This window comes from Tyzzerella sp. An114, from assembly GCF_002161055.1.
Lineage (GTDB): Bacteria > Bacillota > Clostridia > Lachnospirales > Anaerotignaceae > Fimicola > Fimicola cottocaccae.
Window position 1 is genome coordinate 43,425 of record NZ_NFLT01000009.1, and the last position, 26,825, is coordinate 70,249.

The window sequence follows — 26,825 nt, forward strand, 5'->3', positions numbered from 1 at the left end:
ATGGAAAATAAACGTATTAATATAAAGTGCTTTAATACAACTGAATATAAAATGCTTGAAGTGTTTTTAAATGGTCTGTATGATAAAGGACTTTATATAGAAAAAATAATTAATTATGAAATATATTTTTCAGAAAAACCAACTAAAAAATATATATATTCAACAGCTATAACAAATATAAAAGATGAAGATGAAATTTTTGAGTACATAGACTTTTGTGAGAGTGTAGGTTGGGAATATATGTATGAAGTTAATGGTATATATATTTTTAGAAGTGATGTGGAAAAAAATTTACCACCTATAAATACAGATGAAAGTATAGAAAATGAGATATTTGAAAATAAAAACAAAAAAGATAGAAAGAATTTTATTTATAATATTGTTATGGCATTTTTAACTTTTTTAGTGTTGATTTTATGCTTTAATTCAAAAGTTATTGCCCAAAATAAAAATTTATTTTTACTTATTTTAAATCCTATAATATTTATTACAGAAGCATGTTATTTGGTTAAAAATAAAATAGAATATAGAAAATTTATTGATATTGAAAGGGAAGAAGAACGTAAAGATTTTGTTTATAATGTTTTTAATGGGAGAAGTTATAAGACATTTATTATAAATACAATTTTATTTTTTATAATTTTACCTATAATTATATATTTCTTAATTAAAAAATATGTTTTTATTTTAGGTTATTTAATTGTTATTTTGTATGTTGTTATATCTATTATTTTTATGAAAAAGAATAGATATAAAGGTATAAATGGATTTTATAAAAAATTTAATCATGAGAAAGTTTCTTTAATATTTTCTGTTATTATTTTGATACTTGGCACTGGTATTGTGTTATCAAAAGATAAGCAATATAGTGTAATATTAAATGAAAATGTTTTAAAGTGTAATTACATAGAAAGTAATATGACATCGGATTATGGTTTTGTTTTAGAAGAAGGAAGTCCTTTTGTCCCTAAGGCTTATAAATATGTTGAAGGAAGCAGAGAGGGACTTATAGTTACAACAGAATATTATAAAGCTATAAACAGTATATTTGCTAAATCTGTGTATAATGGTTTTAAAATTAAACACAGAAAAAGTGATATTAATAAATTTGACGCTGATAAATTTAATGCTGATGAAGTTATTACTATTGATAAAAATATTGTTGTAATAAGAAAAGATTGTGAAGTAATAAGTTTTGGGATAGATGATACAGATAATATTGTGTCTGATGAAAATATAAAATTATTTAATAATATAATAAATGAATAGGGATAAGCCTTCCTGAAATATTATATATAAAAAGCAGGGAGGCATTTTTTATGTTTTTTGTTTTTAGTTTAAAAAGTTTTTTGAAAAAATCTGTAATTTACATAGTTTCGGGTATACTTATATATACAGCATTTAATTTTTTAGCAAAAAAAGATACAGAAACAGCTATGGCGGATAAAAAATATTATATTGCCATAATAATAGACGATTTTGGATATTCGGGAGAGGGTACAGATGAAATGATAAATCTACCTATAAAATTTACAGGTGCTGTTATGCCCTTTTCAAGTTCTTCTTCTGATGACTCTGAAAAACTTGTAAAAGCAGGAAAAGACACTATTGTTCATATGCCTATGGAAAGTCTTACAGGCAAAAAAAGTTGGGTTGGTGACAAGGGTGTTTTTACAAATATGAGTGATGAGGATATAAAATCAACAGTTAATGAAGCTTTTGGAATTGTTAATGGAGCTGTTGGACTTAATAATCATATGGGTTCTGCTATTATGGAGGATAAAAGAGCCTTGTCAGCTGTTCTTGATGTTGTGTCAGAAAAAGGACTTTTATTTGTTGATAGCATGACTACACCAAATTCAAAAGCTGAAGAACTTTGTAATGAAAAAAATATAAAACTTATAAAAAGAGATGTTTTTCTTGACAGTACAGATGATATAAATAAAGTTAAAGAAAATTTATTAAAGGCTGAAAAAGTAGCTCAAAACAAAGGATATGCTGTTGCAATAGGTCATGTTGGACCTGATGGTGGAATGGTTACTGTTAATGGTATAAAGGAGCTTTATTCCGATATGGAAAAGAGAGGAGTAGAGTTTGTTACAGTAAGTGAGCTTGGTGAAATTATTGGAAAATAGTAATTTTATAAATTTTTATATATAAAAACACAATTAAAAACAGTGTTTTGTATACGTAAAATGTACATCTGTATTTAAGTTATCAACATTATCCACGGATTTATCCACAGATAACAATATATTGTGTTTTTGATGAAACTTTGACAAAATACTGTATTTTAGGGAAATGTATAAAAATATAAAATATTTATCAACAATTATGTACATAGAATAATTATTTTGTATTTAATTTAAAAATATGCATTAAAAGCAAAAATAAAAAGGGGACGGCTCTGCCGTCCCCTTTTAAAACATAATAAGTAAATTCTAAAAATATATATTAAAATTAATTAAAAGACTTAAGATATAAATTAACAGCTTCAAGATAATTTATAGTTCCATTTTTCATATCAAGTTTATATTTTTGTTCAAAGGCATTATAAGGTATTGATTTTCTTCCGCCCTTTTGGGCTGCATCCCAATATTTTTTTAATGTCTCAAAAGGCAAAAAATATATCTCATTAATTTTAGAAAAGTTTACAAGAAGAAAGGCAACTCCTCTCTGTTTTATAAAGTCCTCCATAAATTCCATTTGGTGAGAGTGTATATTTTGTATAGGAAGATGTTTTTGTGCAGTCTCTTTGGCATCAAAACATAAAGGAATACCCTGTGCTGCACCTATATAGTCAACGGTACTTTGTTTATCAAAATATGCAAGGGTTATAGTATGTTTTTTATTGTCAACTTCTATGGGTGTTATGGGAGTAGGTATTTTTTGTATAAGTGCTATGTTTTTTTGTCTGTATATATCATTTGAAAAATTTATGAGTTCCTCAAATCCACTTCCTCTTAAGCCTCGTGAATTCCAATATCCCAAGACATTCACTCCTTTCAGATTTAAAGTATATCATAAAAATATGGTTTTAAATAACTTTTTATTGTTTATATACGTACTTTTATTTAAAAATATCTTTAATAGAGATTTTAAAGACATTGTGTATAATATTTGATATAATAACTCATATTCTGATATAAAGGAGGTTAAATTATGCTTAATAAATCAGTTGTTGAAAATACAATATCAGCAGCACTGTCAACAGGCGGTACTTTTGCTGAAATTTTTATGGAAGATACAAAAAGAAGTAGCATTTCTATGGTAAATGGAAAAGTTGAAAAGGCTTTTTCCGGTATAGATTATGGTGTTGGAATTAGAATTTTTAATGGTACAAATGCTGTATATGCCTTTACTAATGATACAAGTGAAAAAAGTCTTGTGGAGACTGCAAAAAATGCTGCTGTTGTTATAAAGAATGGAAAAGGCGATGGAAAGGTTATGGATTTCACTAAAAAGGAATTTGATAACCGAAACATTATAAAAATAATGCCTAATACAATAGATAAAAAGAGAAAAGCTGAAATTTTAAGAACAGCATCAAATGCGGCTTTTTCATATAGTGATGTTATATCTCAAACACGTTCTGGATATGCTGATGTTTGCCAAGATATATTTATAGCAAACTCAGAAGGTCTTTGGACAACAGATAGAAGGGTTAGAAGTCGTTTTACAATAGAGGCTGTTGCATCTTCTGAGACTGAAAAACAAAGTGGAAGATTTAGCCCTGGAGGTTCTTTGGGCTTTGAACTTTTTGACACAATAGATGTTGAAGAATTGGCAAGGGAAGCCGCTAAAACTGCTGTAACAATGCTTAATGCTAAAAATTGCCCTTCTGGTAAAATGCCCGTTGTTATAGATAACGGTTTTGGTGGTGTTATATTCCATGAGGCTTGCGGTCATGGTCTTGAGGCAACTGCTGTTGCAAGAAATGCTTCTGTTTTTGCAGGGAAATTAGGTCAAAAAATAGCCTCTGATGTTGTCACTGCCATAGATGACGGAACTATTCCAAATGGTTGGGGCTCTGCCAATATTGATGATGAAGGAAACTTTTGTCAAAGAAATGTTTTAATTGAAAATGGTGTTTTAAAATCATATCTTATAGATAAATTAAATGGTCTTAGAATGGGCATGTCGTCAACTGGCTCTGGAAGACGTGAAAGTTATCGTTTTGCTCCTACATCTCGTATGACAAATACATTTATTGCAGCTGGTAAAAGCACTCCTGATGAAATAATATCAAATACAGAGTATGGTCTCTATGCAAAACAAATGGGTGGTGGCTCTGTTGACCCTGCCACAGGTGCTTTTAATTTTGCTGTTCTTGAAGGTTATATAATAAGAAATGGAAAAATATGTGAGCCTGTTAGAGGTGCAACTCTTATAGGTAAAGGCTCTGATATACTTACAAAAATTGATATGGTTGGAAATAATGTTCTTCGTGCACAGGGTATGTGCGGAAGTATAAGTGGTTCTATACCTGCTGATGTAGGTCAACCTATGATAAGAGTAAGTGAGATTACAGTAGGCGGAAGAGGTGAATAAAAAATGGATTTTGTTACACTTAGAATAAAAGTTAAAGAGGAAGCTGAAAAACGTGGTTTTACAGATTGGGAGATAACTTTCTCAGGTTCTCAGGGTACTGACCTTATGGTTAGAAATGGACAGGTTGACCATTTTGAAAATAGCATACAACATGGTATTGCTTTTAGGGGAAATGTTAATGGAAAAACAGGTTATTCCTATTCTGAAAAAATAGATGATGATGCTATTTCTTATCTTATAAAAGAGGCCTTTGATAATGCCCAAATTATTGAGGAGGAAGCTGAAATATTCTTTGAGGGAAGTGAAAGCTATCCAGAAGTAAATAGTTATAATGATGACATTGAATGTATTACACCTGAAAAATTAATTGAAAATGCTGTTGATATGGAGAAATCTCTTTTAAATTCATCTGAATATATGAAAGCTGCTGACTATTGCCTTTGTGGAAAGTCTAGTGGTGAAAGTTTTATGGCTAACAGTAAAGGTCTTAATCTTCAGTTTAAACAGAATATGGCTGTGGGCTATATAAGTGGAATTGCCGAAAATGATGGAGATATAAAAACTGGCGGAGAATATTGGTATGGTTGTGATATTGAAAAATTTTCTCCAAAGGAATTGGGCGAAAAAGCTGGTAAAAAGATAGTTTCACATATGGGTGCAAAAAGTATTCCTTCAGCTGAAATGAATGTTGTTTTTGAAAATGAGGCTATGTCTGATATATTAGCTACATTTTCAGGTGTATTTTTTGCGGAAAATGCTCAAAAGGGATTTTCAATGCTTGAAGGTAAAAAGGGAACTTTAATAGGTTCTGAAATTCTTAATATAAAAGATGATGGAATATGTGAAAAAAGCGGTTATTCAATACCTTTTGACAGTGAGGGCGTTGCTGTTCAAAATAAATATGTTATTGAAAAGGGTGTTTTAAAAACTTTACTCTATAACCTTAAATCAGCCTCAAAGGATAATACAGTATCTACGGGAAATGGTTTTAAAGCCGGTTTAAAATCACCTGTTGTAACTACTTGTACAAACTTTTATATTGAAAAAGGAAATTGTACAAGAAATGATATTATAAAATCTGTTTGTGATGGTATTATAATTACAGATGTTACAGGTCTTCATGCTGGTGCTAACACAATTTCAGGAGATTTTTCACTTTCGGCAGAAGGGTTTTTAATAGAGAATGGAAATATAACATCTCCTGTTGAACAGATTACTGTTGCTGGAAACTTTTATGATATATTAAAAAATATTGAGAAAATAGCTGATGATGTCAAATTCAGTATGCCAAGTGGTATGGGCGTTTTTGGTTCTCCTACTGTTTTTGTTGGTAAAATGTCTGTTTCTGGTATGTAAATTAGGTGTGTGATTTATTTATGGATAAAGCTTATTATAAGTCGCCAATAGGGATTATTGAGGTTATTGGTGATGGTGAAAGTATAACAGAAATTCATTTTTGTGATTGTGAAATATCTGAAACATCTGAAATATATAAAATAAAAGATATACCCTTTTATATTGATGATTGTATAAAACAGCTTTCTGAATATTTTGATAAAAAAAGAAAAACTTTTGATTTAAAATTAAATCCAAAAGGTACAGAGTTTCAGAAAAAAGTTTGGAATGAGCTTTTGAAAATTCCTTATGGCGAAACAAGAAGTTATAAAGATATTGCCGAAAATATAGGAAATTCTAAGGCTGTTAGAGCTGTTGGCGGTGCTAATAATAAAAATCCCATAGCCATATGCATACCTTGTCATAGAGTTATAGGAAAAAGTGGAAAACTTGTGGGATATGCTGGCGGTATTGATAAAAAAGAATATCTCTTAAATATTGAAAAATAAAAAAATCGGGCTTTTGCCCGATTTTTATTTTTACATTGATATAAATTTTTCTATATCCCTTTTTAACATATCAAGGGAGGAATGCCAAAAATCAATATTTGTTATATCTATGCCAACACTTTTTGCAACAGTTTTGATATCTCCCTTTCCTGTGTTTCTCAAAAGCTCTTTATATATTTTAGGGAATTTTTCTCTGTCTTTTTCATATAAAGCATAAAGTCCCTTTGCAAAAAGAAGACCGAAGGCATAAGGGAAATTATAGTAGTTATATTCTGCGTCATAGTAATGAGGTTTGCATACCCACATATATTTATGCATATATTCAGAGTCAAGTCCTTTTCCATAGGATTGTTTTTGAGCCTCAATCATAATATTGCAAAGTTCATTTACAGAAAGTGGCCCATTTTTTCTTTCTTTAAATACTGTGTCCTCAAATATAAAACGACTTAATATGTCTATTATAACTTGTGAACTGTCTTGAAGGTCTGACTCAATTATCATTAGAGCTGTGTCCCTGTCAGCTTTTTCAAGAGCCGCATTTTTTACTATTATTTCACAAAATGTTGATGCTGTCTCTGCAATAGGCATAGGATAATCACTGTTTAAATAAGTTTCATTGTCAAGACATTGTCCATGGTAACCATGACCAAGTTCGTGGGCAAGAGTTATAACATCGCTAAAACTTCCTGTAAAGTTTGTAAGTATGCGGCTTTCTTTTATACTGTGGAGATTGTCACAGAATGCCCCTCCTCTTTTTCCCTCTTTTGGATATACATCAATCCAGCGGTTTTTATAGGCTTTTTCGGCATAGTCACCAAGTTCCTTTGAAAATTTTCTGAAATTTGTTATAACAAAATCCATTGCTTCCTCATAGGTGAATTTATAGTCTGTTTTTCCCACTGGAGCAAAAAGGTCATAGAAGGGTAATGAATTTTTGTGACCTAAAATTTCAGCTTTTTTGATAAAGTATTTTTCAAAGTATGGTATATATTCTTTCATGGCTGAAATCATAGAATTTAATGTTTCCATATCCATTCCCGAATTTTTTACAGTCATTTCAAGAGGCGAACTGTATCCTCTCATTTCACATTCTGTTATCACTTGTCCCTTTATACTGTTGAGACATGATGCTGAAACTTGTGATATTTTTTCGTAGGATTTAATTTCACTTTCATAGGCTGTTTTTCTTTTTTGGCTGTCACTTTCATAGGCAATATTTCTTGCCTCAGAAAGAGGTATTTCTTTTCCATCAATATTTACTGTATGATTTGATGTTATTGTATCCCAAAGTTTTTCAAAGGATAAAGAACCTGTTATTTTAAATTTTGATATAACTTCTTCCTCTTTATCTGAAAGTAAATATTTAGAGTTTTCTATTATATTTTTTAAAAAATATTTGTGTTCTGATATTATAGAAGATTTTTTGCACATTTCATCAGTATCTATATTTAGTGATGAAAACCATTTATTAAATTTTGTCTCTGGTAAAGATAACTCTGTAAGAATATTCTCTATTATGTCTAATGTTTTTAAGGCTTTCTCATCTGATGAGTTTGTTGATAAAGTAAGATTTGAAAAACTTGATAAACTTAAAGCTATATCTCCCAAAGTATTTTGAAGATTTATATATTTTTCTGTTTTTTTGATGTAATTATCATTTTCATTTAAAGAATTTTTTGAAAACTCTTTTATTTCATTTATTATGTTTTCAAGAGATTTCATGCTTTCTTTAAATTTATTACAGTTAAAATTATCATATAACTCTGAAAGACTCCAATTATATTTTTCATTCATAAAAAATCACTTCCTCTTGTATAATTATAAATAATATAAATTATAACAGTAATTTTAGAATTTTAAATGGTATTAAAATAATGGGTTTATTAACAAAATTACCATAATTATAAGTGTTTGATATGTTATATATTTTGTATTTGTTATAAAATTGGAATTAATTCATATTTTATCTATGTAAATTTTGTTAATAGTATACAGTATAAAGCCATAAACTGTTATAAACTATGTACTGGAAAAATTTATTTGTATAAAGTATAATAAAAACATAAAGTTTTTTAATAGGAAGAAGGTTACATGGCTATGAATAACAACTGGAATATAGAGACACAGGCAGTACAAGGAGCTTATGAGGCTGGAAATGCCCAGGCTCGTGTACTTCCTTTGTATCAGAGCACAACATATAGATATGATACCTGTGAGGAGCTTGCAAGTGTTTTTGACCTTGAACAAGATACTCCTATGTATACAAGACTTGCAAACCCTACAACAGACGCTTTTGAAAAGAAAATCGCTATGATGGAAGGGGGAGTTGGAGCTCTTGCTACATCAAGTGGTATGGCTGCAACATCAATTGCAATTCTTAATATTTTAAAGAGTGGTGACCATATTCTTGCTGCAAGCACAATATATGGCGGTTCTTTCACTCTCTTTACAACAACATTTAAAGACCTTGGAATAGAGGTTACTTTATTTGACCCTGATATTGAAAAAGAGGAAATATTAAAACTTGCTAAACCTAACACAAAACTTATATTTGGTGAGACTATTGGAAATCCTCTTGTAAATGTTCTTGATTTTGAGAAATTCTCAACCGTTGCTAAGGAGCTTGATATTCCTTTCATGGTTGATAATACATTTGCAACACCTTTCCTCTGTAAACCTCTTGAGCTTGGTGCTAATATTGTCCTTCACTCAACTTCAAAATATATTGATGGACATGCTTCATGCCTTGGAGGAATAATTGTAGATGGAGGAAACTTTAACTGGGATAATGGAAAATTCCCTTGTCTTGTTGAGCCTGATGAAAGCTATCATGGTGTAAGCTATGTTAAGAACTTTGGTGCTTCTGCTTTCATTGTAAAGGCTAGAGCTAATGTTATGAGAAACATGGGAATGACACCTAGTCCTTTCAATTCTTTCCTTACAAACTTAGGTGCTGAAACTCTCCACTTAAGAATGGAAAGACATTGTGAAAATGCTTTGAAAATGGCCGAATATCTTAAAAATCATGAGATGTGTTCATGGGTAAAATACCCAGGACTTGAGGGAGACAAGTATCATGACCTTGCTAAAAAATACCTTCCTAAGGGTGCTAGCGGTGTTCTTACATTTGGTGTAAAAGGCGGTCGTGATGCAGGCAGAAAATTTATAAATGCCTTAAAACTTGTTGCCTTAGTTACACATGTTTCTGATGTTAGAAGCTGCGTTCTTCAGCCAGCTAGTACAACTCATAGACAGCTTTCTGATGAGGAACTTATAAGCTGTGGCGTTTCTCCTGATATGATAAGATTTTCGGTAGGTATTGAGAACGTCGATGACCTCATTGCCGATTTTGAGCAGGCGTTCCAGTGTGCAAAATAAATAAATATACCTGTTTTGAGAAGGTGTAATATGAACAGAAAGGGGTGAAGCTGCTTTTTGCAGCAAAAGGTATGATTACAACTACAAGTGTAACTGAACTTTTAAAAATTGTTAATGTTGAACACAGTGACCCTCACCATGTACTTGGTATGCATGAAATTGATGAAGGTGAGAAAGGTGTGGTTATTGCTGTAAGACAGTTTATACCACAGGCAAAATCTATTACCGTTGTTGATGCGGAAGATGAGACAAAAAAATATGACATGATAAAAATCCATGAGGACGGATTTTTTGAAGTAATTATACCTGACAGAAGTCAGTGGTTCAAATACTACATTTCTGTTGTAGATTTTGAAGGCAATGAATGGGAAACTTATGACACATATAGCTTTGCTCCTACTATGAGCGAGTATGACAGATATCTTTTCAATGCTGGAAATCATTATAAGATTTATGAAAAGCTTGGTGCTCATATAAGAGAAGTTGACGGTGTAAAAGGTGTATCTTTTGCAGTTTGGGCTCCTAATGCTAAAAGTGTAAGTGTTATAGGTGACTTTAACAGTTGGGACGAAAGAAGAAATCAGATGAGAATTCTCGGTGAGTCTGGTATCTGGGAAATGTTCGTTCCTGGTCTTCAGGAGGGAGATAAATATAAATATTATATAAAATCTCAGAATAATGACACTTGCCTTAAATCTGACCCTTATGGTTTTTACAGTGAATTAAGACCTAACACAGCTTCAATTGTTTTTGACATAAATAACTATGAATGGGATGATAAAGAGTGGATTGATAGACGTGAATTTATTGATGTTTATAATAATCCTATGAATATATATGAAGTTCATCTTGGCTCTTGGATGAGAGTTCCAGAGGAAGAAAACCGTTCTCTCACATATCTTGAAGCAGCTGACAGACTTGTTAAGTATGTAAAAGAAATGGGATATACTCATATTGAGCTTCTTCCTATTGAGGAGCACCCATTTGACGGAAGCTGGGGATATCAGGTTACAGGATATTATGCACCAACAAGCAGATACGGAAATCCTAGAGAGTTTAAAGCCTTTGTTGACGCTTGTCATAAAAACGGTATAGGTGTATTTCTTGACTGGGTTCCTGCTCATTTCCCTAAAGACGCTCATGGTCTTGCTAAATTTGACGGAACAGCTTTATATGAACATGCTGACCCTAGAAAAGGCGAGCACCCAGAATGGGGAACACTTATATTTAACTATGGAAGAAATGAAGTAAGAAACTTCCTTATAGCAAATGCTATTTATTGGATTGAAGAATATCACCTTGATGGTCTCCGTGTTGACGCTGTTGCTTCTATGCTTTACCTTGACTATGGTAAGAGTGGCGGACAGTGGATACCTAACGAGAGAGGTGGTAGAGAGAACCTCGAAGCTGAAGAATTCCTCAAACATATGAACTCTGTTATAACAGGAGCTCACCCTGGTGTTATGATGATTGCTGAGGAAAGTACATCATGGGCTGGTGTAACAACACCTGCACAGTATGGCGGACTTGGCTTTACAATGAAATGGAACATGGGTTGGATGAACGACTATTTAACATATCTTAAAAAAGATTGTATTTATAGAAAATATCATCAGAATAATCTTACATTCAGCCTTGTTTATGCATATACAGAAAACTTTGTACTTGTTCTTTCTCATGACGAAGTTGTTCATATGAAAGGTTCTATGGCTACAAAGATGCCTGGAGACCTTTGGCAGAAATTTGCAAACCTTAGAGTTGCTTATGGATATATGTATGGACACCCAGGAAAGATGCTTAACTTTATGGGTAATGAATTTGGTCAGTTCTCAGAGTGGAGCGAAGCTAGAAGCCTTGACTGGCACCTTCTTGAATATGACCACCATAAACAGATGCAGGACTATATCAAAGACCTTAATAAACTTTATATTGATAATCCTGCTATGTGGGAAAAAGATTTTGATTACACAGGATTTGAATGGATTGAATGTGATGACGCAGATAGAAGCGTTGTTTCATTTGTCAGAAAAGGCAGCAAACCTGAAGATGAGCTTCTCTTTATATGTAACTTTACACCTGAAACATACTTTGATTTCAGAGTTGGTGTTACAATTTCAGGAACATATAAAGAAATATTTAACAGTGATGAAGAAAAATATGGTGGAAGTGGCGTTGTAAACAGAAAAGAAATCAACAGTGATAGAATTGATTGGAACAGACGTCAGAACAGTATAAGCATAAAAGTTCCACCTCTTGGAGTTGCTGTTTTCAAGAGAACTCAGAAAGACAATATGCGTGACTATAATTAAAAGTTTTATGTTCTAGGGGATTTTATTATTGACGTGAATTGTTTTTTTGTGTATAATTCTATAATGTGTGGTGAGAAGGAATATACAAAAATCCTCTTTCCGCCAACGAATCTCGCACCTGGAGGGAGGGAAATTCATGTCAGAGGTAAAAGTAAAAGAAAATGAATCCTTAGATAGTGCTCTTCGCCGCTTTAAAAGAAGCTGTGCAAAAGATGGTATTATGGGAGAAGTTCGCAAAAGAGAACATTACGATAAACCTAGCGTAAAACGCAAAAAGAAATCAGAAGCTGCAAGAAAACGTAAATTCAGATAATTTATAATTTGCAGGAGATGACCATTATGTCTTTAAAAGAAAGACTTTTGCAGGATATGAAAGACGCTATGAAAGCTAAGGATACTGTTAGAAAAAATACGGTGCAACTTGTGCGTTCAGGCGTACTTCAGATTGAAAAAGACAAAAAAATTGAATTAGATGACGAAGGTGTTCTTGACGTTATAGCTAAAGAGCTTAAAAAACGTCGTGATTCTTTACCTGAGTTTGAAAAAAGCGGACGAACTGATTTAATAGAAAATCTCAACAAAGAAATAGAAGTACTGTTGGGATACCTTCCAGAGCAGTTAACTGAAGAAGAAATTCAAGTTATTGTTGATGAAACTATAAAAGAAGTCCAAGCGGAATCCATGAAAGACATGGGTAAGGTTATGGCGGCGGTTACTCCTAAAGTTAAGGGCCGTGCTGATAACAAAATCGTAAGCAATTACGTAAAAAAATTATTACAGAAATAAAAATTTTTAGGGTACAGATTTTATCTGTACCCTTTTTTTATGCCTAAAATTTGTAATCATTATATGTTTTAAAAAAGCATAATATTTTATATAAAATGTATTTTATGGAGGTTACAGCCTTGGGCATTGATATAAAAAGAAATTTTGTTGACTCTCTAAAACTTCCCAGAGAAGTTATATTGGACCTTCCTTTACTGTCTATGACTGGTAGAGAGGAGATTATAATAGAAAATTTTAAAGGTATACTTGAATATAGCAGCGATAAAATAAGAATAAACACAAAATGCGGAATATTAAAAATAACAGGTAAATCCCTTGTTCTTGGACAGGTGACTTCTGAATGTCTCAGTATAACAGGTGTTGTGTCTTCTGTTGAGTTTATTTCATAAAAAGGCGGGATAATTTATGTTTTTAGCGTTGTGGAATTATTTACAGGGATATGTTATTATAAGAGTATCGGGTTTTTCTACTGAAAGGTTTGTAAATATGGCTTCTTATAGGGGCATTTATATGTGGGATATGGATATGCAGGAGGGCTTTGTATATTTAAAAGTTTCCATATCCGGCTTTAAAATGCTTAAAGAATGTGCAAAAAAAACAGGTTGCCATTTTGAAATAATTGAGAGGCGAGGCTTACCTTTTCTAATTCATAGATATAGAAAAAGAAAAATACTTACAGTAGGTATTTTTGCTTTTGTTATTTTTATATATGTTTTATCGTCTTTTGTATGGAAAATAAATGTTGAAGGAAATGAAAGAATTTCCGATGAAGCTGTCATTGAAGCTCTTGATAAGGAGGGTATTTCTCCAGGAACTCTTAAATTTAAAATAGATACAAAATATGCTTCTAAAAAACTTATTGAGGAGTTTTCCGATATTTCTTGGGTTTCTGTCACTGTAAAAGGTACTGACCTTTTTGTAAAAATAGCAGAGACAATAGAAAAAAGTGATATAAAGGATAATAGCCCTTGTGATATTGTTGCTAAAAAAGATGCAATAATAGAAAGTATAGCTGTTTCTTCTGGTACACCTCTTGTAAAACAAGGTGATGTTATATATAAGGGTGATGTTCTTGTAAGTGGTGAGCTTATACTTAAAGACGGTGAGGAGGAAGTGGGCAGAGAATACACTGCTTCTGAAGCTTGTGTTTTCGGAAAAATATGGTATGAGTTTTATAATCAGGTGCCTTTAAGTTATACTGAAAAAGTTTATACGGGTAACAATAAAACAGATACATATATATCTTTAGGTGATGTTATACTTAATATTATTAGTCCTGATATAAAATATGAAAATTTTGATACAGAAAAAGTCTATGAAAAAAATATTTCAATAGGTGATTATAAACTGCCTATTTCTATTGTAAAAAACGTATATAGAGAATATAGAAATGAAGATAAGAAAAGAAGTGAACAAGAGGCAAAAGATATTACAGAGTATAAAATAGAGGAAAATATTTTTGAAAATGATTGTGAGGGGGATATAACAGAAAAAAATATTGAATATATACTCAAAGACGGTATTCTTTGTTCTAAAACAACGATTGCTGTAATTGAGAGAATTGACGAAAAACTTTTAAGGAGTGACTTAAAACTTGGAACAGACTGAAAAAATTGTTGATATAAAAAATGAAAATATTTCAAATGTATTCGGACAGTTTGATAAAAATATTAAAAAACTTGAAAAAGAATATGGAGTTACTATTGTAAACAGAGGCGAAGGAATAAAGGTAAGTGGCGAGAGAATATCTTGCTTGAAAGCTGCAAATGTTCTTGAGGCGTTAAATCATCTTGCTGAAAAAGGCGAGGAGATTGGCGACCAGAATGTGGAATATTTTATGCAGAGTGCAGATGATGAGTTTGAACAGGTTGAAAAAATATTTGACGATTATATATGTTTAACTGTAAGTGGTAGACCTGTTAAACCAAAAACTTTGGGACAGAAAAAATATATTGACCTTATAAGAGATAATACAATAGTTTTTGGAATTGGTCCTGCGGGAACTGGTAAAACATATCTTGCAATGGCTATGGCAATAACTGCTTTTAAAAATAATGAGGTAAACAGAATAATACTTACACGTCCTGCCATAGAAGCTGGAGAAAAACTTGGATTTTTACCTGGTGACCTTCAACAGAAAGTTGACCCTTATTTAAGACCTCTTTATGATGCTCTTTATGAAATTATGGGAGCTGAAAAATTTATGCAGAACATGGAAAAAGGTCTTATAGAGGTTGCTCCACTTGCTTATATGAGAGGTCGTACTCTTGATAATGCTTTTATAGTTCTTGATGAGGCTCAAAATACAACTCCTGAACAGATGAAAATGTTCCTTACAAGAATAGGCTATGGCTCAAAGGCTGTTATAACAGGAGACCTTACACAGATTGACCTTGGAGAAGGCAAAAAATCCGGTCTCATTGAGGCTTCAAAGATTTTATCTTCTATTGATGATATTGGAATTATAAATCTTACAAATAGAGACGTTGTCAGACACCCTCTTGTACAAAAGATTATAAATGCTTATGAAAAATACGAAAACAAGAAGCGGAAGTGATTGATTTGAAATTTTCTGAAAATTTTAGCAAAAAGGCAACACAACTTTTGAATACTTTCCTTATTGTTGCCGCCATTGCTGTTACACTCCTTTCAATAACAACAGGTTCTTATGTTCAGGAAAAAGAAAATATTCAAGTAGGTTCGATTTCTTCAAAAAAGTATGTTGCTCCTGTTGACACTGTTGATACTGTGGCAACAGAAAAACTTAAAGAGGAAGCAAGAAACAGTGTCAGTCCATTGTATAAGCATAATCCAGAAGTAGAAGAATCGAGTATTGATGCTGTTTCTGAATATTTTGATGAGCTTGATGAAATGATGAAAAGATATGATGCTGGGGAGAGTCTTGATAACCTTATAAAGTCAACAAGCTTTAAGTTGCCTGTTGCATTATCATATTCTCAGTATATTATGTATAATTCCCTCAACAGATACCAGCGTTCAGAGTTTATAGGTGATATACAGGAGATAATGCAATATGTATATGACCAAGGTGTCACTGATGACACAAAAACAAAATCTGATGAATTGGCAAATGAGAGAATGCAGTCCACAGACTGGGATATATCTCTTAAAGAAATGGGAACAACTATAATGTCAAGTGCCATTAAGCCTAATCTTGTCCTTGATGAAGAAAGTATGGAGGCTGCAAGAGAGAAAAAGGCTTCTGAAGTTTCTGATGTTATAATAAAGAAAAATCAGAAAATTGTTGATGAGGGAGAAGTAATAACTCAAGATATATATGACCAGCTTAAGGTTTTAAATCTTATAGATGAAAGTAGCACTGATAGTGTTATTCCTATAATGGGAAGTATAATAATAACACTTCTTCTTTTTGGTGCTTCGGTTATGTATTTTATAAGCCAAAGAAAAAAATCTGTTTATAGACCAGATGAGAGTATTATGCTCTTTACAATATATATATTTACTATATTTATGCTTAGAATCTCCTCTCATCTTACAACATTCGTTTTTGTGCCTACGATGCTTTTTGCTATGCTTGTATCAATACTTATAGATACAAAGACATCTCTTATATTAAATGCATTTCTTGCAGTTATAGGTACATTTATATTTAATGGTGATATGCAATATGCATTGTATTTTGTAATTACAGGTACATTCTCAGCACTTTTTATGCAGTACACAGATAAAAGAAATCGCATTATAATAGTTGCCTTTGGTATAGCTGTTATAAACTTTATTACTCGTTTTGCTTTAGGTCTATTTTTCCAAAATGGATATAATGCAGCTATTATAACTGAAAGTGGATATGCAGCTGTAATTGGAGTTGTATCTCTTATTATTACTGTTGGAAGTCTTCCTCTTTGGGAGGCAGTTTTTGAGGCTAATACAACTATAAAACTTCTTGAACTTTCAAATCCTAACAATGAACTTTTAAGAAGACTTATGATAGAAGCTCCGGGAACATATCATCATTCCCTTATGGTTGCCAATCTTGCAGAGAGAGCAGCTCTTGATATTGAGGCAAATGCAACTCTTGCCAGAGTTGGAGCTTATTATCATGATATAGGAAAACTTAAATATCCTTTATATTTTAGTGAAAACCAAATGGGAGAAAATCCTCATGATAATCTTGAACCTCACAGCAGTGCTAAAATAATAATACAGCACGTTCAATCAGGAATTGAGCTTGCCAGTGAAAAGAGACTTCCTAAGTCTATAAAAAGCATAATTGGAGAACATCACGGAACAACTTTAGTTAAATATTTCTATGTTAAAGCTGTTAAACAGTATTCTGATGAGGGTGTTAATGAGTCTGATTTTAGATATAAAGGTCCTATTCCTCAAAGTAGAGAGGCGGCAATCGTTATGCTTGCCGACACTGTGGAGGCAGCTGTTAGAAGTATTTTAAAAGGTGGAAATGATATTGCAGCAGCTGATAAGATTATAAAAACTCTTATAAAGGACAAGCTTGATGACGGACAGCTTAATGACAGTAGTCTTAGAATAAAGGACCTTGATATTATAAGACATTCTTTTGTAAAGGTTTTTGAAGGAATGTATCATGATAGAGTTTCTTATCCTAAAACTGAGGAGATTAAAAAAGCTGAGGAGTATAATAAAAAGGTTCTTGAGAAAAAAGAAAAGGAAAATGGTGAAAATAAATGACAGTTCTTTTTGATAACAGATATGAAGGCGAATTTGACGATGAATTTTTTTCTATGATTGAAAAAGTCGCTCTTTTAAGTCTTCAATATGAGGATTTTGATACAGATTGCGAGATAAGTGTTTCTTTTGTTGATAATGAAGAAATACGAGACATAAATAAAAGATTTAGAAATATAGACTCTGCAACAGATGTTTTAAGCTTTCCACAGCTTACTTTTGAGGAGGATGAAATTGCAGAGGTTAATGAAAATGATGAAATAATACTGGGGGATATTATAATATCAGTTGAGAGAGCAAAGGAACAGGCTGAAGAATACGGTCATTCCCTTAAAAGAGAGATTGCTTTTTTGACTGCTCACAGTATGCTTCATTTATTAGGTTATGACCATATGGTTAAAGATGAAGAAGAAGTTATGTTTGCAAAACAGAAAGAAATATTAAATATTGCAAATATTCCAAGAGTTTAAAGATTTAATAAATTAATTTGGGAGGCGGTTTTTTTGGATAATAGGGAACTTATTGAAAAAGCAAAAGAAGCTATGAAAAATTCCTATTCACCTTACTCTAATTTTAAGGTGGGAGCTTGCCTTCTTTGTTCTGATGGTACTACTTTTACTGGCTGTAATATTGAAAATGCTAGTTTTGGCGGGACAAACTGTGCTGAAAGAACTGCTATTTTTAAAGCTGTATCAGAAGGTTATAGGGATTTTTCAAAAATTGCTGTTGTAGGTAGTGGAAATGATTTAACTTTCCCTTGTGGCATATGTTTACAGGTTATGGCAGAATTTATGATTGATGGTGAAGTTGTACTTGAAGATAATAACAGTAATATAAAAACTTTTAAGGTTAGGGAGCTTATTCCCTATGCCTTTAATCTTTAGAAATTGAAGGTGATTTTTTGGCAGAAAAAAGCTGGGAAATACTAGAAGGAGCTTGTCTTTCATGTAAAAAATGCAGACTTTGGGAGACAAGAACTAATGTTGTAATAGGTACAGGAAATAGAAATGCAGATATACTTTTTATTGGTGAAGGCCCAGGACAACAGGAGGATTTGCAGGGAATACCTTTTGTAGGACCTGCTGGACAACTTCTTGATAAAATGCTTACAGCAATAAACCTTACAAGAGATGATGTGTACATTGCTAATATTGTAAAGTGCAGACCTCCCGGAAATAGAGACCCTCACAGTGATGAACAGGAAGCTTGTCTCAATTATTTGAGATATCAACTTATGCTTGTTAAACCTAAAATTATTGTGTGCCTTGGAAGAATTGCAGCACAGGCTGTTATTTCACCGGATTTTAGAATAACTCGTGAAAGAGGTATTTGGCACGATAGAAAAGGTTATAAAATTATAGCTACATATCACCCTTCGGCACTTCTTCGTGATGAAAGCAAAAAACGTCCCGCTTGGGAGGATTTTAAAAGTATAAGGGATATGTATCAAAGTATAAAATGAATTTTTAAGGAGAGAATATTTTGGCAAATAAATTTTATTCAGGTTTTGTTTCACTTGTTGGAAAACCAAATGTAGGTAAATCTACACTTATGAACTGTCTTATAGGTGAAAAGATTGCAATAATTTCAAACAAACCTCAGACAACAAGAAATAAAATTACAAGTATACTTACAAAAGATGATTATCAGGCAGTTTTTATTGATACTCCTGGTATTCATAAGCCTAAATCAAAATTAGGTCAGTACATGGTTAAATCTGCTGAGACAAGTCTTAATGAGGTTGATGTGGTTTTAATGCTTGTTGAACCTAGTGAAAAGGTTTGGGAGATGGACAACTATGTTATAGAAAAACTTAAAAATGTTAAAACTCCAGTTGTCCTTGTTATAAATAAGGTTGATACTGTTGAGAAAGAAACTCTTTTAAAGGTAATAGACACTTATAGAGCTTTATATAATTTTACAGAGATTGTTCCTGTTTCTGCCCTTAAAGGCGAAAACACAGATACACTTCTCTCTGTAATTAAAAAATATCTTCCGGAAGGACCTCAATATTTCCCTGCTGATATGGTTACAGACCAGCCGGAAAGACAGATTGCCTCTGAGATTATAAGAGAGAAGGCTTTAAGACTTTTACAGGACGAAATACCTCACGGAATAGCTGTTGAAATAACATCAATGAAAAAAAGACAGGATAAAAATCTTGTTGATGTTCAGGCAACTATATATTGTGAAAAAGACTCCCACAAAGGTATAATTATAGGTAAACAAGGCTCTATGCTTAAGAGAATAGGAACTTATGCAAGACAGGATATTGAAAATCTTTTAGGTTCTCCTATAAATCTTCAAATTTGGATAAAGGTTAAAAAAGATTGGAGAGATAGCGACTTTTTACTTAAAAATTTCGGCTACGATTCAAAAAATATATAAAAATTTTTGAAATATTTTTCATAGAATATAAATCCGTTATCGGGAAAACATATAAATATATAATAGAGTTTATATGAAAGAGGTGCGGTATATGGATTTATTATGGAATATGTTTGAAAAAAGTGGTAATGTTGAAATTTATTTAAAGTATAAGGCTAGAGAAAAAAATGATTTTGAGTGTCTAAATAAAAGCGGTGTAGAGGTTTCTGGTTTTGGTGAAAACAGAGTTATAACAATTTAATTTATAGCTTATTTTAAATGTATCCCGTTAATTTTTTACGGGATATATTTTATTATTTACATATTTATAATATTGAAAGTGTGATATTATGGCAGTTGAAAAAATACGTGGTATAGTCCTCAAAGAAATTAATAAAGGTGAGACAAGTAAAAATCTTATTGTTTTATCTAAGGGTATAGGTAAGATTTTTATGTATGCTAGAGGTGCAAGAAAATCAAAAAGCCCTCTTATGGCTTCAAGTCAGATATTTTCATACTGTGATTTTGTTGCTTTTGAAAATAAAAATTTTTATAACATAAATCAGGCTGAAATAATAGATAATTTTTATAATATAAGAACAGACATTGAAAAACTTGCTTACAGTTCATATATTTTGGAGCTTGTTGAAAAAACTTGTCCTGAAAATATGGAGTGTGATAATATAATGCTTCTTTTACTTAAAACATTGTCTGTAATGTCTAAAACAGATATAAACCCTAGATTTATAACGAGAGTTTTTGAAATTAAATATATGTCTCTTATGGGATTTATGCCTGAAACTGAAAATTGTGTTTTCTGTGGAAATGACAGTCACCTTAATTATTTTTCAAAAATTGAGGGTGGTGTCATGTGTGACGATTGTAAGAAAAAAGGCATTGATGGTGGTATTATATCCAATGGGGCTTTACAATCTTTGAGATATATTCTTAAAAGTGATGTTTCAAAGGTTTTTAATTTTAGAGTGTCTGATGATGTTCTTTATGAGCTTAGTATCCTTTCTAAGGATTATATTTCATCTCATATAAATATGAAGTTTAAAACCCTTGATTTTGCCGAAAGTCTTTAGGGACTTGACAAATTTGGTTTCATTTGATAGATTTATAGTCAAATAAATAATATAACTGCGTTGATGAAAAGTAGTAGTGTTATATAAGTTTTAAGAGAGCTGTCGGCTGGTGTGAGACAGTAGCGGAGTAATATGAAGGCGTTTCGGAGCGGTGTTTTATGAGAGGGCATATTTTTATGTCAAAAAGGGTGGAACCGCGGAAGTTTATAGCTTTCGTCCCTTACAATAATATTGTTGTAGGGGATTGAAAGCTTTTTTTAATTCCCGAAAATATACTTTTATTTGGAGGTTATTATATATGGAAAAGACAATGGAAAAAGTTGTTGCACTTGCTAAGGCAAGAGGTTTTGTTTATCCTGGTTCAGAAATTTACGGAGGTCTTGCTAATACTTGGGATTACGGCCCTATCGGTGTTGAACTTAAAAACAATGTAAAAAAAGCTTGGTGGAAAAAATTCGTTCAGGAAAGCCCATACAATGTAGGTGTTGACTGTGCTATACTTATGAACCCTATGGCTTGGGTTGCTTCTGGTCATGTTGGTGGATTTAGTGACCCTCTTATGGACTGTAAAGAGTGTAAAGAGAGATTTCGTGCTGATAAAATTATTGAAGATTTTATGGCTGAAAAAGGTATGCCTGCTGAACCTGTTGACGGTTGGGGAAATGAGAAAATGAAACAGTTTATTGAGGATAATAATGTTCCTTGTCCAAGCTGTGGTGCTCATAACTTTACAGACATAAGACAGTTTAACCTTATGTTCAAAACATTCCAGGGTGTTACAGAGGACGCTAAAAATACTGTTTATCTTCGTCCAGAAACTGCTCAGGGTATATTCGTAAACTTTAAAAATGTTCAGAGAACATCAAGAAAGAAAATTCCTTTCGGTATTGCTCAGATTGGCAAATCTTTCAGAAATGAAATTACACCTGGTAACTTTACTTTCAGAACAAGAGAGTTTGAACAGATGGAACTTGAATTCTTCTGTAAACCAGATACAGATCTTGAATGGTTTGCTTATTGGAAAGATTACTGTGTAAACTTCCTCAAAAATCTTGGTATCAAAGACGATGAAATGCGTATCCGTGACCATGAGAAAGAAGAACTTTCACATTACAGTAAAGCTACAAGTGATATTGAATTCCTTTTCCCATTCGGTTGGGGTGAGCTTTGGGGTATTGCTGATAGAACTGATTTCGACCTTACACAGCATCAGAATACATCTGGACAGGATATGTCATACTTTGACCAGGAAATTAACGAAAAATATATTCCTTATGTTGTTGAGCCTTCACTCGGTGCTGACCGTGTGACTCTTGCTTTCCTTTGCTCTGCTTATGATGAGGAGGAAGTTGGAGAAGGAGACGTTAGAACTGTTCTTCATTTCCACCCAGCTCTTGCACCTGTAAAAGCTGCTGTTCTTCCTTTATCAAAGAAACTTTCAGAGAAAGCAATCGAAGTTTACAATATGCTTGCTAAAAACTTTAATGTTGAATATGATGAAGCAGGAAGTATTGGAAAACGTTACAGAAGACAGGACGAAATAGGTACACCTTTCTGTATAACATATGACTTTGACTCTCTTGAAAATAATACTGTTACAGTAAGAGATAGAGACACTATGGAACAGATTAGAATTGGCATTGATGAGATTGAAGGATACCTTAAAGAAAAAATGGAATTCTAATTTATATTATTATAGAAGAAAAGCAGAACTTTTTAAGTTCTGCTTTTTTTATTATATTCTTCTGTATTCAAGAGGAAGGTCGTAGCCAAATGTACGCTTTCCATTTACTTCTATTGTCTCTGTAACTTCCAAAACTTCCTCTGAAAATCTCTCAAAAAGAGTAAATTTCATGACAGGTGTAAACATACTTACACTTCCCCCTTCCCATACACCCTTTTTGTATTCATATACAGCAGGTGTAAATTTTTCTGAAAGTTTAAGACTTTTAAAATCTATGCTTTCAACATTTTCATATGTAAAGTCTTGTTTTGTGTAGCCTTCAGGTATCTCATAAGATGTGAGAGTAACTTTTCCGTTTTCTTCTGTGAAAAGGAATAGATGAGGCATAGGGTTTGTTCTGTCATTTACTGTGTAATAGCTTTCTTCTATTACAAATATACCTTCAAAATCAGAGGGAATATTTTTTATTTTGTCGTTACATACTGTGTTTATATGTTTAGCATAAGGATAGCCTTCAATTCCTTCTTTTTTAAATCTTTCAAGCTGTGTTGAGTTGTCAAAATTACCGCATAATATATTTGTGAAATTTTTAAGGTCTTTCATTTTAATTTCTCCCTTTTTCATATTTTGGTTGTATAAGTTATATTTACGTAAACCATATTGATAAGTTTTTTGAAAAACTCTAATATTTAGACAAATTTTTTTGAATAAAATTTGAAATAATTATATAGTTAAATTGTATATTGCAATTATGTTAATATAGAGATAACATATAAAAATTGCCTATTTTATGTAAATGTAAAAAAAATCGAAAAGGTGGTAATTTAAAAAATTTATTTTTATACAGTTTGATTTATAAAAGTTCAAAAAAATAACAATGGTTTGTGAAAAATTCATAATAAAAATAAGAGTTGTTGAAAATTGATACAATATTAGTATTAAAATATTGAGATTATAAATAAAAAGTGTTATGATTGTTGTTGTAACAAAATCAAAACCAAAAAGGTGCGACTTTTATTTTGGTACTCTTTATGGTTATAAATACAATGGATTTACATATTTTATATAAATTTTATAGTATTTTTTGTATAAAGAGCTTTTTAGTGGTAACTGCTTTATAAAAAATGGTTTTTGCTTTAAAGTTTTTTATATTATAGTAGGAGGTTTTTATAATGAGCAAAAAGTATGTTTATATGTTCAGCGAAGGTAACGCTTCAATGAGAAACTTACTTGGAGGTAAAGGTGCTAACTTGGCAGAAATGACAAGACTTGGACTTCCAATCCCACAGGGCTTCACAATCACAACTGAGACTTGTACAGAATACAATGAAGGTGGAAAAGAATTTACACCTGAAATGAAAGCTCAGATTGATGAGGCTTTAGCTAAATTAGAGGAAATCGCAGGCAAAAAACTTGGTGATACAGAAAACCCATTATTAGTATCTGTTCGTTCAGGTGCTAGAGCTTCTATGCCAGGTATGATGGATACAGTTCTTAACCTTGGTCTTAACGATATTTCTGTTGAAGGTCTTGCTAAGAAAACAGGAAATCCAAGATTTGCTTGGGACTCATATAGAAGATTTATTATGATGTTCTCTGATGTTGTTATCGGAGTTTCTAAATCAAAATTTGAAAGACTTCTTGATGAATACAAAGAAAAAGTTGGTGCTAAATACGATACTGACCTTTCTGCTGAAGATTTAAAAACAGTTGCTCAGGAATTCAAGAAACTTTATTTTGAAGACCAGGGAAAAGAATTCCCACAGGACCCTAAGGAACAGATGTATGAAGCTGCTAAAGCTGTATTCCGTTCATGGGATAACCCAAGAGCTTTCGTTTACAGAAGAATGAACGATATACCTTACAGCTGGGGTACTGCTGTTAACGTACAGATGATGGTATTCGGCAACATGGGTGATACATCAGGTACAGGTGTTGCTTTCACAAGAAACGCTGCTACTGGTGAAAAAGCTATGCTCGGTGAATACCTTGTTAATGCTCAGGGTGAAGACGTTGTTGCCGGCGTTAGAACTCCAAAACCAATTGCTAAACTTGCAGAAGATATGCCAGAAGTTTATAAAGAATTTATGGCTATTGCTGATAAACTTGAAAAACACTATAAAGATATGCAGGATATGGAATTCACTGTTGAAGAAGGAAAATTATTCTTCTTACAGACAAGAAATGGTAAGAGAACAGCTCCTGCTGCTTTAAAGATTGCTGTTGATATGGTTGATGAAGGACTTATCACAGAAGAAGAAGCTCTTATGAAAGTTGAACCAAAACAGTTAGACCAGCTTCTTCACCCAGCATTTGATGCTGCTGCATTAAAAGCTGCTAAAGAAATCGGAAAAGGACTTCCAGCTTCTCCTGGTGCTGCTGCTGGTAAAGTTGTATTTACAGCAGAAGATGCTAAAGCTTGGGCTGAAGCAGGTGAAAGAGTTGTACTCGTTCGTCTTGAAACATCTCCAGAAGACATTGAAGGTATGGTTGCTGCTGAAGGTATCCTTACAGTTCGTGGTGGTATGACAAGCCATGCAGCCGTTGTTGCTCGTGGTATGGGTACATGCTGTGTATCTGGTTGTGAAGAAATTAAAATGAATGAAGAAGCTAAGACATTTGAACTTGGCGGAATGACTATAAAAGAAGGAGATTATATCTCACTTGATGGTTCTACAGGTAAAATCTATCCAATGGATATCCCTACTGTTGAACCAGAAATCTCAGGAGACTTTGCTAGATTTATGGCTTGGGCTGACGCTAAGAGAGCTCTTAAAGTTAGAACAAACGCTGACTCTCCAAAAGATGCTAAAATCGCTCTTGACTTTGGTGCTGAAGGTATCGGTCTTACAAGAACAGAGCATATGTTCTTTGAGTCTGAAAGAATTCTTAACTTCAGAAAAGTTATACTTTCTGACAGTGTTGAAGAAAGAGAAGCTGCTCTTGCGGGAATTGAACCATATCAGAAAGCTGACTTCGTAGGTATTTATGAGGCTATGGGCGAAAGACCTGTTACAATTCGTCTTCTTGACCCACCACTCCATGAGTTCCTTCCACAGACAGATGAGGAATATGAAGCAGTTGCAAAAGAAATGGGCAAAACAGTTGAAGAACTTAAAATTAAAGGACGTGGACTTCACGAACTTAACCCTATGATGGGACATCGTGGATGCCGTCTTGCTGTAAGCTATCCAGAAATCGCAAAAATGCAGACAAGAGCTATAATCGAAGCTGCTATTCAGGTTAAGAAAGAAAAAGGATTTAACATTGTTCCTGAAATCATGATTCCACTTGTTGGAGAAATTAAAGAACTTAAATATGTTAAGAGTGTAATCGTTGAAGTTGCTGATAAACTCATTGCTGACGCTGGTATCGAAATGAAATACCTTGTTGGTACTATGATTGAAATCCCTAGAGCAGCTCTTACAGCTGACGCTATCGCAACAGAAGCTGAATTCTTCTCATTCGGTACAAACGACCTTACACAGATGACATACGGATTATCACGTGATGACGCTGGTAAGATACTTGCTGACTACATTGACAAGAATATCTATGAGGGTGACCCAACAGCTAAACTTGACCAGACAGGTGTTGGACAGTTAATGGAAATCGCTGTAACAAAAGCTAAACCAGTTCGTCCTGACATCCATCTTGGAATTTGTGGAGAGCACGGTGGAGACCCATCTTCAATCGAGTTCTGCCATAAGATTGGTCTTGATTATGTATCATGCTCACCATTCCGTGTGCCAATCGCAAGACTTGCTGCAGCTCAGGCTCAGATAACAAACCCAAGACAGTAATATAAAACAGTTCTGTTTTATTGATTGATTATTAAATAGGGACAGGTTACTTAGAAGGCTTACTTCTAGGTAGCCTGTCCTTTTGTTTTTAAAAATTTTGCATTTAATAGGTAGAAATACATATTTTTTTGCTTTTTGGATAATATATAAATATAATTATTGAAAAATATAAATAAGTATTGTATTTATAGAAGAACAATGGTATAATAGCTTTATATACGCCGAAGAAAATAATAGAAAATGGCATATTTTAAAATATTTTGAAAAAAAGTTAAAAAAAGTGTTGACATTTATCAGAAAGCGTGTATAATAATTATTCGTGGTCAGCA

At 32.6% G+C, this 26,825-nt stretch carries 24 protein-coding genes and 1 other annotated feature; of the genes, 21 read left to right on the top strand and 3 right to left on the bottom strand.

Annotated features, from left to right (window positions below; all coding sequences use genetic code 11):
* Together B5E58_RS09355 and B5E58_RS09360 are read left to right on the top strand one after the other, a co-directional pair.
* Nucleotides 1-1,269, top strand: a complete 1,269-nt coding sequence (locus B5E58_RS09355; RefSeq protein ID WP_088109408.1) for a DUF2812 domain-containing protein — start codon at nt 1-3, stop codon at nt 1,267-1,269.
* 50 nt (nt 1,270-1,319) lie between these two features.
* On the top strand, nt 1,320-2,135 hold the full coding sequence (locus tag B5E58_RS09360) for a divergent polysaccharide deacetylase family protein (RefSeq protein WP_088109409.1): 816 nt from the start codon (nt 1,320-1,322) through the stop codon (nt 2,133-2,135).
* Nucleotides 2,136-2,460: 325 nt separating this feature from the next.
* Here B5E58_RS09360 and B5E58_RS09365 read toward each other — a convergent pair whose 3' ends face one another.
* Nucleotides 2,461-2,991, bottom strand: a complete 531-nt coding sequence (locus tag B5E58_RS09365) for a Holliday junction resolvase RecU (protein WP_088109410.1) — start codon at nt 2,989-2,991, stop codon at nt 2,461-2,463.
* Between the two features lie 171 nt (nt 2,992-3,162).
* Here B5E58_RS09365 and B5E58_RS09370 point away from each other — a divergent pair, with 171 nt between their 5' ends.
* From B5E58_RS09370 to B5E58_RS09380, 3 genes are read left to right on the top strand one after another with little or no spacing between them, the layout of a single operon-like run.
* Nucleotides 3,163-4,551: a TldD/PmbA family protein gene (locus B5E58_RS09370; protein WP_088109411.1), complete on the top strand. Its 1,389-nt coding sequence runs from the start codon at nt 3,163-3,165 to the stop codon at nt 4,549-4,551.
* Nucleotides 4,552-4,554: 3 nt separating this feature from the next.
* Nucleotides 4,555-5,907, top strand: coding sequence for a TldD/PmbA family protein (locus B5E58_RS09375; RefSeq protein WP_088109412.1), 1,353 nt, complete (start codon nt 4,555-4,557; stop codon nt 5,905-5,907).
* A 20-nt stretch (nt 5,908-5,927) separates the two neighbouring features.
* Nucleotides 5,928-6,395: a methylated-DNA--[protein]-cysteine S-methyltransferase gene (locus B5E58_RS09380; protein WP_088109413.1), complete on the top strand. Its 468-nt coding sequence runs from the start codon at nt 5,928-5,930 to the stop codon at nt 6,393-6,395.
* 30 nt (nt 6,396-6,425) lie between these two features.
* Here the strand turns inward: B5E58_RS09380 and B5E58_RS09385 are convergent, their stop codons facing one another.
* Complete coding sequence (locus B5E58_RS09385; RefSeq protein WP_088109414.1) at nt 6,426-8,189, bottom strand: M3 family oligoendopeptidase; 1,764 nt, start codon at nt 8,187-8,189, stop codon at nt 6,426-6,428.
* Between the two features lie 303 nt (nt 8,190-8,492).
* On the opposite strand from B5E58_RS09385, the gene B5E58_RS09390 reads away from it, so the two are divergent.
* The 15 genes from B5E58_RS09390 (at nt 8,493) to B5E58_RS09455 (ending at nt 22,693) form a co-directional block, all read left to right on the top strand.
* Nucleotides 8,493-9,773, top strand: a complete 1,281-nt coding sequence (locus B5E58_RS09390; protein WP_162607355.1) for an O-acetylhomoserine aminocarboxypropyltransferase/cysteine synthase family protein — start codon at nt 8,493-8,495, stop codon at nt 9,771-9,773.
* Between the two features lie 44 nt (nt 9,774-9,817).
* Nucleotides 9,818-12,082 carry a 1,4-alpha-glucan branching protein GlgB gene (glgB, locus tag B5E58_RS09395; RefSeq protein ID WP_330395634.1) on the top strand — a complete coding sequence of 755 codons (2,265 nt, stop codon included), beginning with the start codon at nt 9,818-9,820 and terminating at the stop codon, nt 12,080-12,082.
* Nucleotides 12,083-12,218: 136 nt separating this feature from the next.
* Nucleotides 12,219-12,395, top strand: coding sequence for a 30S ribosomal protein S21 (gene rpsU / locus B5E58_RS09400; RefSeq protein WP_088109416.1), 177 nt, complete (start codon nt 12,219-12,221; stop codon nt 12,393-12,395).
* A gap of 17 nt (nt 12,396-12,412) precedes the next feature.
* Entirely contained in the window at nt 12,413-12,868 is a 456-nt protein-coding gene (locus B5E58_RS09405; RefSeq protein WP_330395635.1) for a GatB/YqeY domain-containing protein, read from the top strand.
* Nucleotides 12,869-12,987: 119 nt separating this feature from the next.
* The gene (gene yqfC / locus B5E58_RS09410) at nt 12,988-13,257 is read left to right on the top strand and encodes a sporulation protein YqfC (protein WP_242956642.1); all 270 of its coding nucleotides are present in this window, start codon (nt 12,988-12,990) and stop codon (nt 13,255-13,257) included.
* A 16-nt stretch (nt 13,258-13,273) separates the two neighbouring features.
* The gene (gene yqfD, locus B5E58_RS09415) at nt 13,274-14,476 is read left to right on the top strand and encodes a sporulation protein YqfD (RefSeq protein WP_088109419.1); all 1,203 of its coding nucleotides are present in this window, start codon (nt 13,274-13,276) and stop codon (nt 14,474-14,476) included.
* The gene (locus tag B5E58_RS09420; RefSeq protein ID WP_088109420.1) at nt 14,463-15,425 is read left to right on the top strand and encodes a PhoH family protein; all 963 of its coding nucleotides are present in this window, start codon (nt 14,463-14,465) and stop codon (nt 15,423-15,425) included. The genes yqfD and B5E58_RS09420 overlap by 14 nt, the downstream gene beginning before the upstream one ends.
* On the top strand, nt 15,422-17,557 hold the full coding sequence (locus tag B5E58_RS09425; RefSeq protein ID WP_088109421.1) for an HD family phosphohydrolase: 2,136 nt from the start codon (nt 15,422-15,424) through the stop codon (nt 17,555-17,557). The genes B5E58_RS09420 and B5E58_RS09425 overlap by 4 nt, the downstream gene beginning before the upstream one ends.
* Nucleotides 17,554-18,024 (top strand): rRNA maturation RNase YbeY, encoded by a 471-nt coding sequence (ybeY, locus tag B5E58_RS09430; protein ID WP_088109422.1) that lies wholly within the window; start codon nt 17,554-17,556, stop codon nt 18,022-18,024. The genes B5E58_RS09425 and ybeY overlap by 4 nt, the downstream gene beginning before the upstream one ends.
* Before the next feature lie 33 nt (nt 18,025-18,057).
* On the top strand, nt 18,058-18,438 hold the full coding sequence (gene cdd, locus B5E58_RS09435; protein ID WP_088109423.1) for a cytidine deaminase: 381 nt from the start codon (nt 18,058-18,060) through the stop codon (nt 18,436-18,438).
* A gap of 17 nt (nt 18,439-18,455) precedes the next feature.
* Entirely contained in the window at nt 18,456-19,016 is a 561-nt protein-coding gene (locus B5E58_RS09440; protein ID WP_088109424.1) for a uracil-DNA glycosylase, read from the top strand.
* A 20-nt stretch (nt 19,017-19,036) separates the two neighbouring features.
* The gene (gene era / locus B5E58_RS09445) at nt 19,037-19,942 is read left to right on the top strand and encodes a GTPase Era (RefSeq protein ID WP_088109425.1); all 906 of its coding nucleotides are present in this window, start codon (nt 19,037-19,039) and stop codon (nt 19,940-19,942) included.
* Between the two features lie 91 nt (nt 19,943-20,033).
* On the top strand, nt 20,034-20,183 hold the full coding sequence (locus tag B5E58_RS13370) for a YqzL family protein (protein ID WP_143597253.1): 150 nt from the start codon (nt 20,034-20,036) through the stop codon (nt 20,181-20,183).
* Between the two features lie 88 nt (nt 20,184-20,271).
* Nucleotides 20,272-21,009: a DNA repair protein RecO gene (gene recO / locus B5E58_RS09450; RefSeq protein ID WP_088109426.1), complete on the top strand. Its 738-nt coding sequence runs from the start codon at nt 20,272-20,274 to the stop codon at nt 21,007-21,009.
* A gap of 51 nt (nt 21,010-21,060) precedes the next feature.
* Nucleotides 21,061-21,233, top strand: a binding site (T-box leader).
* Between the two features lie 74 nt (nt 21,234-21,307).
* Nucleotides 21,308-22,693, top strand: a complete 1,386-nt coding sequence (locus tag B5E58_RS09455; RefSeq protein ID WP_088109427.1) for a glycine--tRNA ligase — start codon at nt 21,308-21,310, stop codon at nt 22,691-22,693.
* 51 nt (nt 22,694-22,744) lie between these two features.
* Here B5E58_RS09455 and B5E58_RS09460 read toward each other — a convergent pair whose 3' ends face one another.
* Nucleotides 22,745-23,296, bottom strand: a complete 552-nt coding sequence (locus tag B5E58_RS09460) for a hypothetical protein (RefSeq protein WP_088109428.1) — start codon at nt 23,294-23,296, stop codon at nt 22,745-22,747.
* Between the two features lie 569 nt (nt 23,297-23,865).
* Here B5E58_RS09460 and ppdK point away from each other — a divergent pair.
* Nucleotides 23,866-26,496, top strand: a complete 2,631-nt coding sequence (gene ppdK / locus B5E58_RS09465) for a pyruvate, phosphate dikinase (RefSeq protein WP_088109429.1) — start codon at nt 23,866-23,868, stop codon at nt 26,494-26,496.
* Nucleotides 26,497-26,825: the final 329 nt, after the last annotated feature.

What these genes read in the sequence shown, in the direction of transcription:
- B5E58_RS09355 (WP_088109408.1), top strand. Translation starts at nt 1, where the DNA reads ATGGAAAATAAACGTATTAATATAAAGTGCTTTAATACAACTGAATAT.
- B5E58_RS09360 (WP_088109409.1), top strand. Translation starts at nt 1,320, where the DNA reads ATGTTTTTTGTTTTTAGTTTAAAAAGTTTTTTGAAAAAATCTGTAATT.
- B5E58_RS09370 (WP_088109411.1), top strand. Translation starts at nt 3,163, where the DNA reads ATGCTTAATAAATCAGTTGTTGAAAATACAATATCAGCAGCACTGTCA.
- B5E58_RS09375 (WP_088109412.1), top strand. Translation starts at nt 4,555, where the DNA reads ATGGATTTTGTTACACTTAGAATAAAAGTTAAAGAGGAAGCTGAAAAA.
- B5E58_RS09380 (WP_088109413.1), top strand. Translation starts at nt 5,928, where the DNA reads ATGGATAAAGCTTATTATAAGTCGCCAATAGGGATTATTGAGGTTATT.
- B5E58_RS09385 (WP_088109414.1), bottom strand. Translation starts at nt 8,189, where the DNA reads ATGAATGAAAAATATAATTGGAGTCTTTCAGAGTTATATGATAATTTT.
- B5E58_RS09390 (WP_162607355.1), top strand. Translation starts at nt 8,493, where the DNA reads ATGAATAACAACTGGAATATAGAGACACAGGCAGTACAAGGAGCTTAT.
- rpsU (WP_088109416.1), top strand. Translation starts at nt 12,219, where the DNA reads ATGTCAGAGGTAAAAGTAAAAGAAAATGAATCCTTAGATAGTGCTCTT.
- B5E58_RS09405 (WP_330395635.1), top strand. Translation starts at nt 12,413, where the DNA reads ATGACCATTATGTCTTTAAAAGAAAGACTTTTGCAGGATATGAAAGAC.
- yqfD (WP_088109419.1), top strand. Translation starts at nt 13,274, where the DNA reads ATGTTTTTAGCGTTGTGGAATTATTTACAGGGATATGTTATTATAAGA.
- ybeY (WP_088109422.1), top strand. Translation starts at nt 17,554, where the DNA reads ATGACAGTTCTTTTTGATAACAGATATGAAGGCGAATTTGACGATGAA.
- B5E58_RS13370 (WP_143597253.1), top strand. Translation starts at nt 20,034, where the DNA reads ATGGATTTATTATGGAATATGTTTGAAAAAAGTGGTAATGTTGAAATT.
- recO (WP_088109426.1), top strand. Translation starts at nt 20,272, where the DNA reads ATGGCAGTTGAAAAAATACGTGGTATAGTCCTCAAAGAAATTAATAAA.
- B5E58_RS09455 (WP_088109427.1), top strand. Translation starts at nt 21,308, where the DNA reads ATGGAAAAGACAATGGAAAAAGTTGTTGCACTTGCTAAGGCAAGAGGT.
- B5E58_RS09460 (WP_088109428.1), bottom strand. Translation starts at nt 23,296, where the DNA reads ATGAAAGACCTTAAAAATTTCACAAATATATTATGCGGTAATTTTGAC.
- ppdK (WP_088109429.1), top strand. Translation starts at nt 23,866, where the DNA reads ATGAGCAAAAAGTATGTTTATATGTTCAGCGAAGGTAACGCTTCAATG.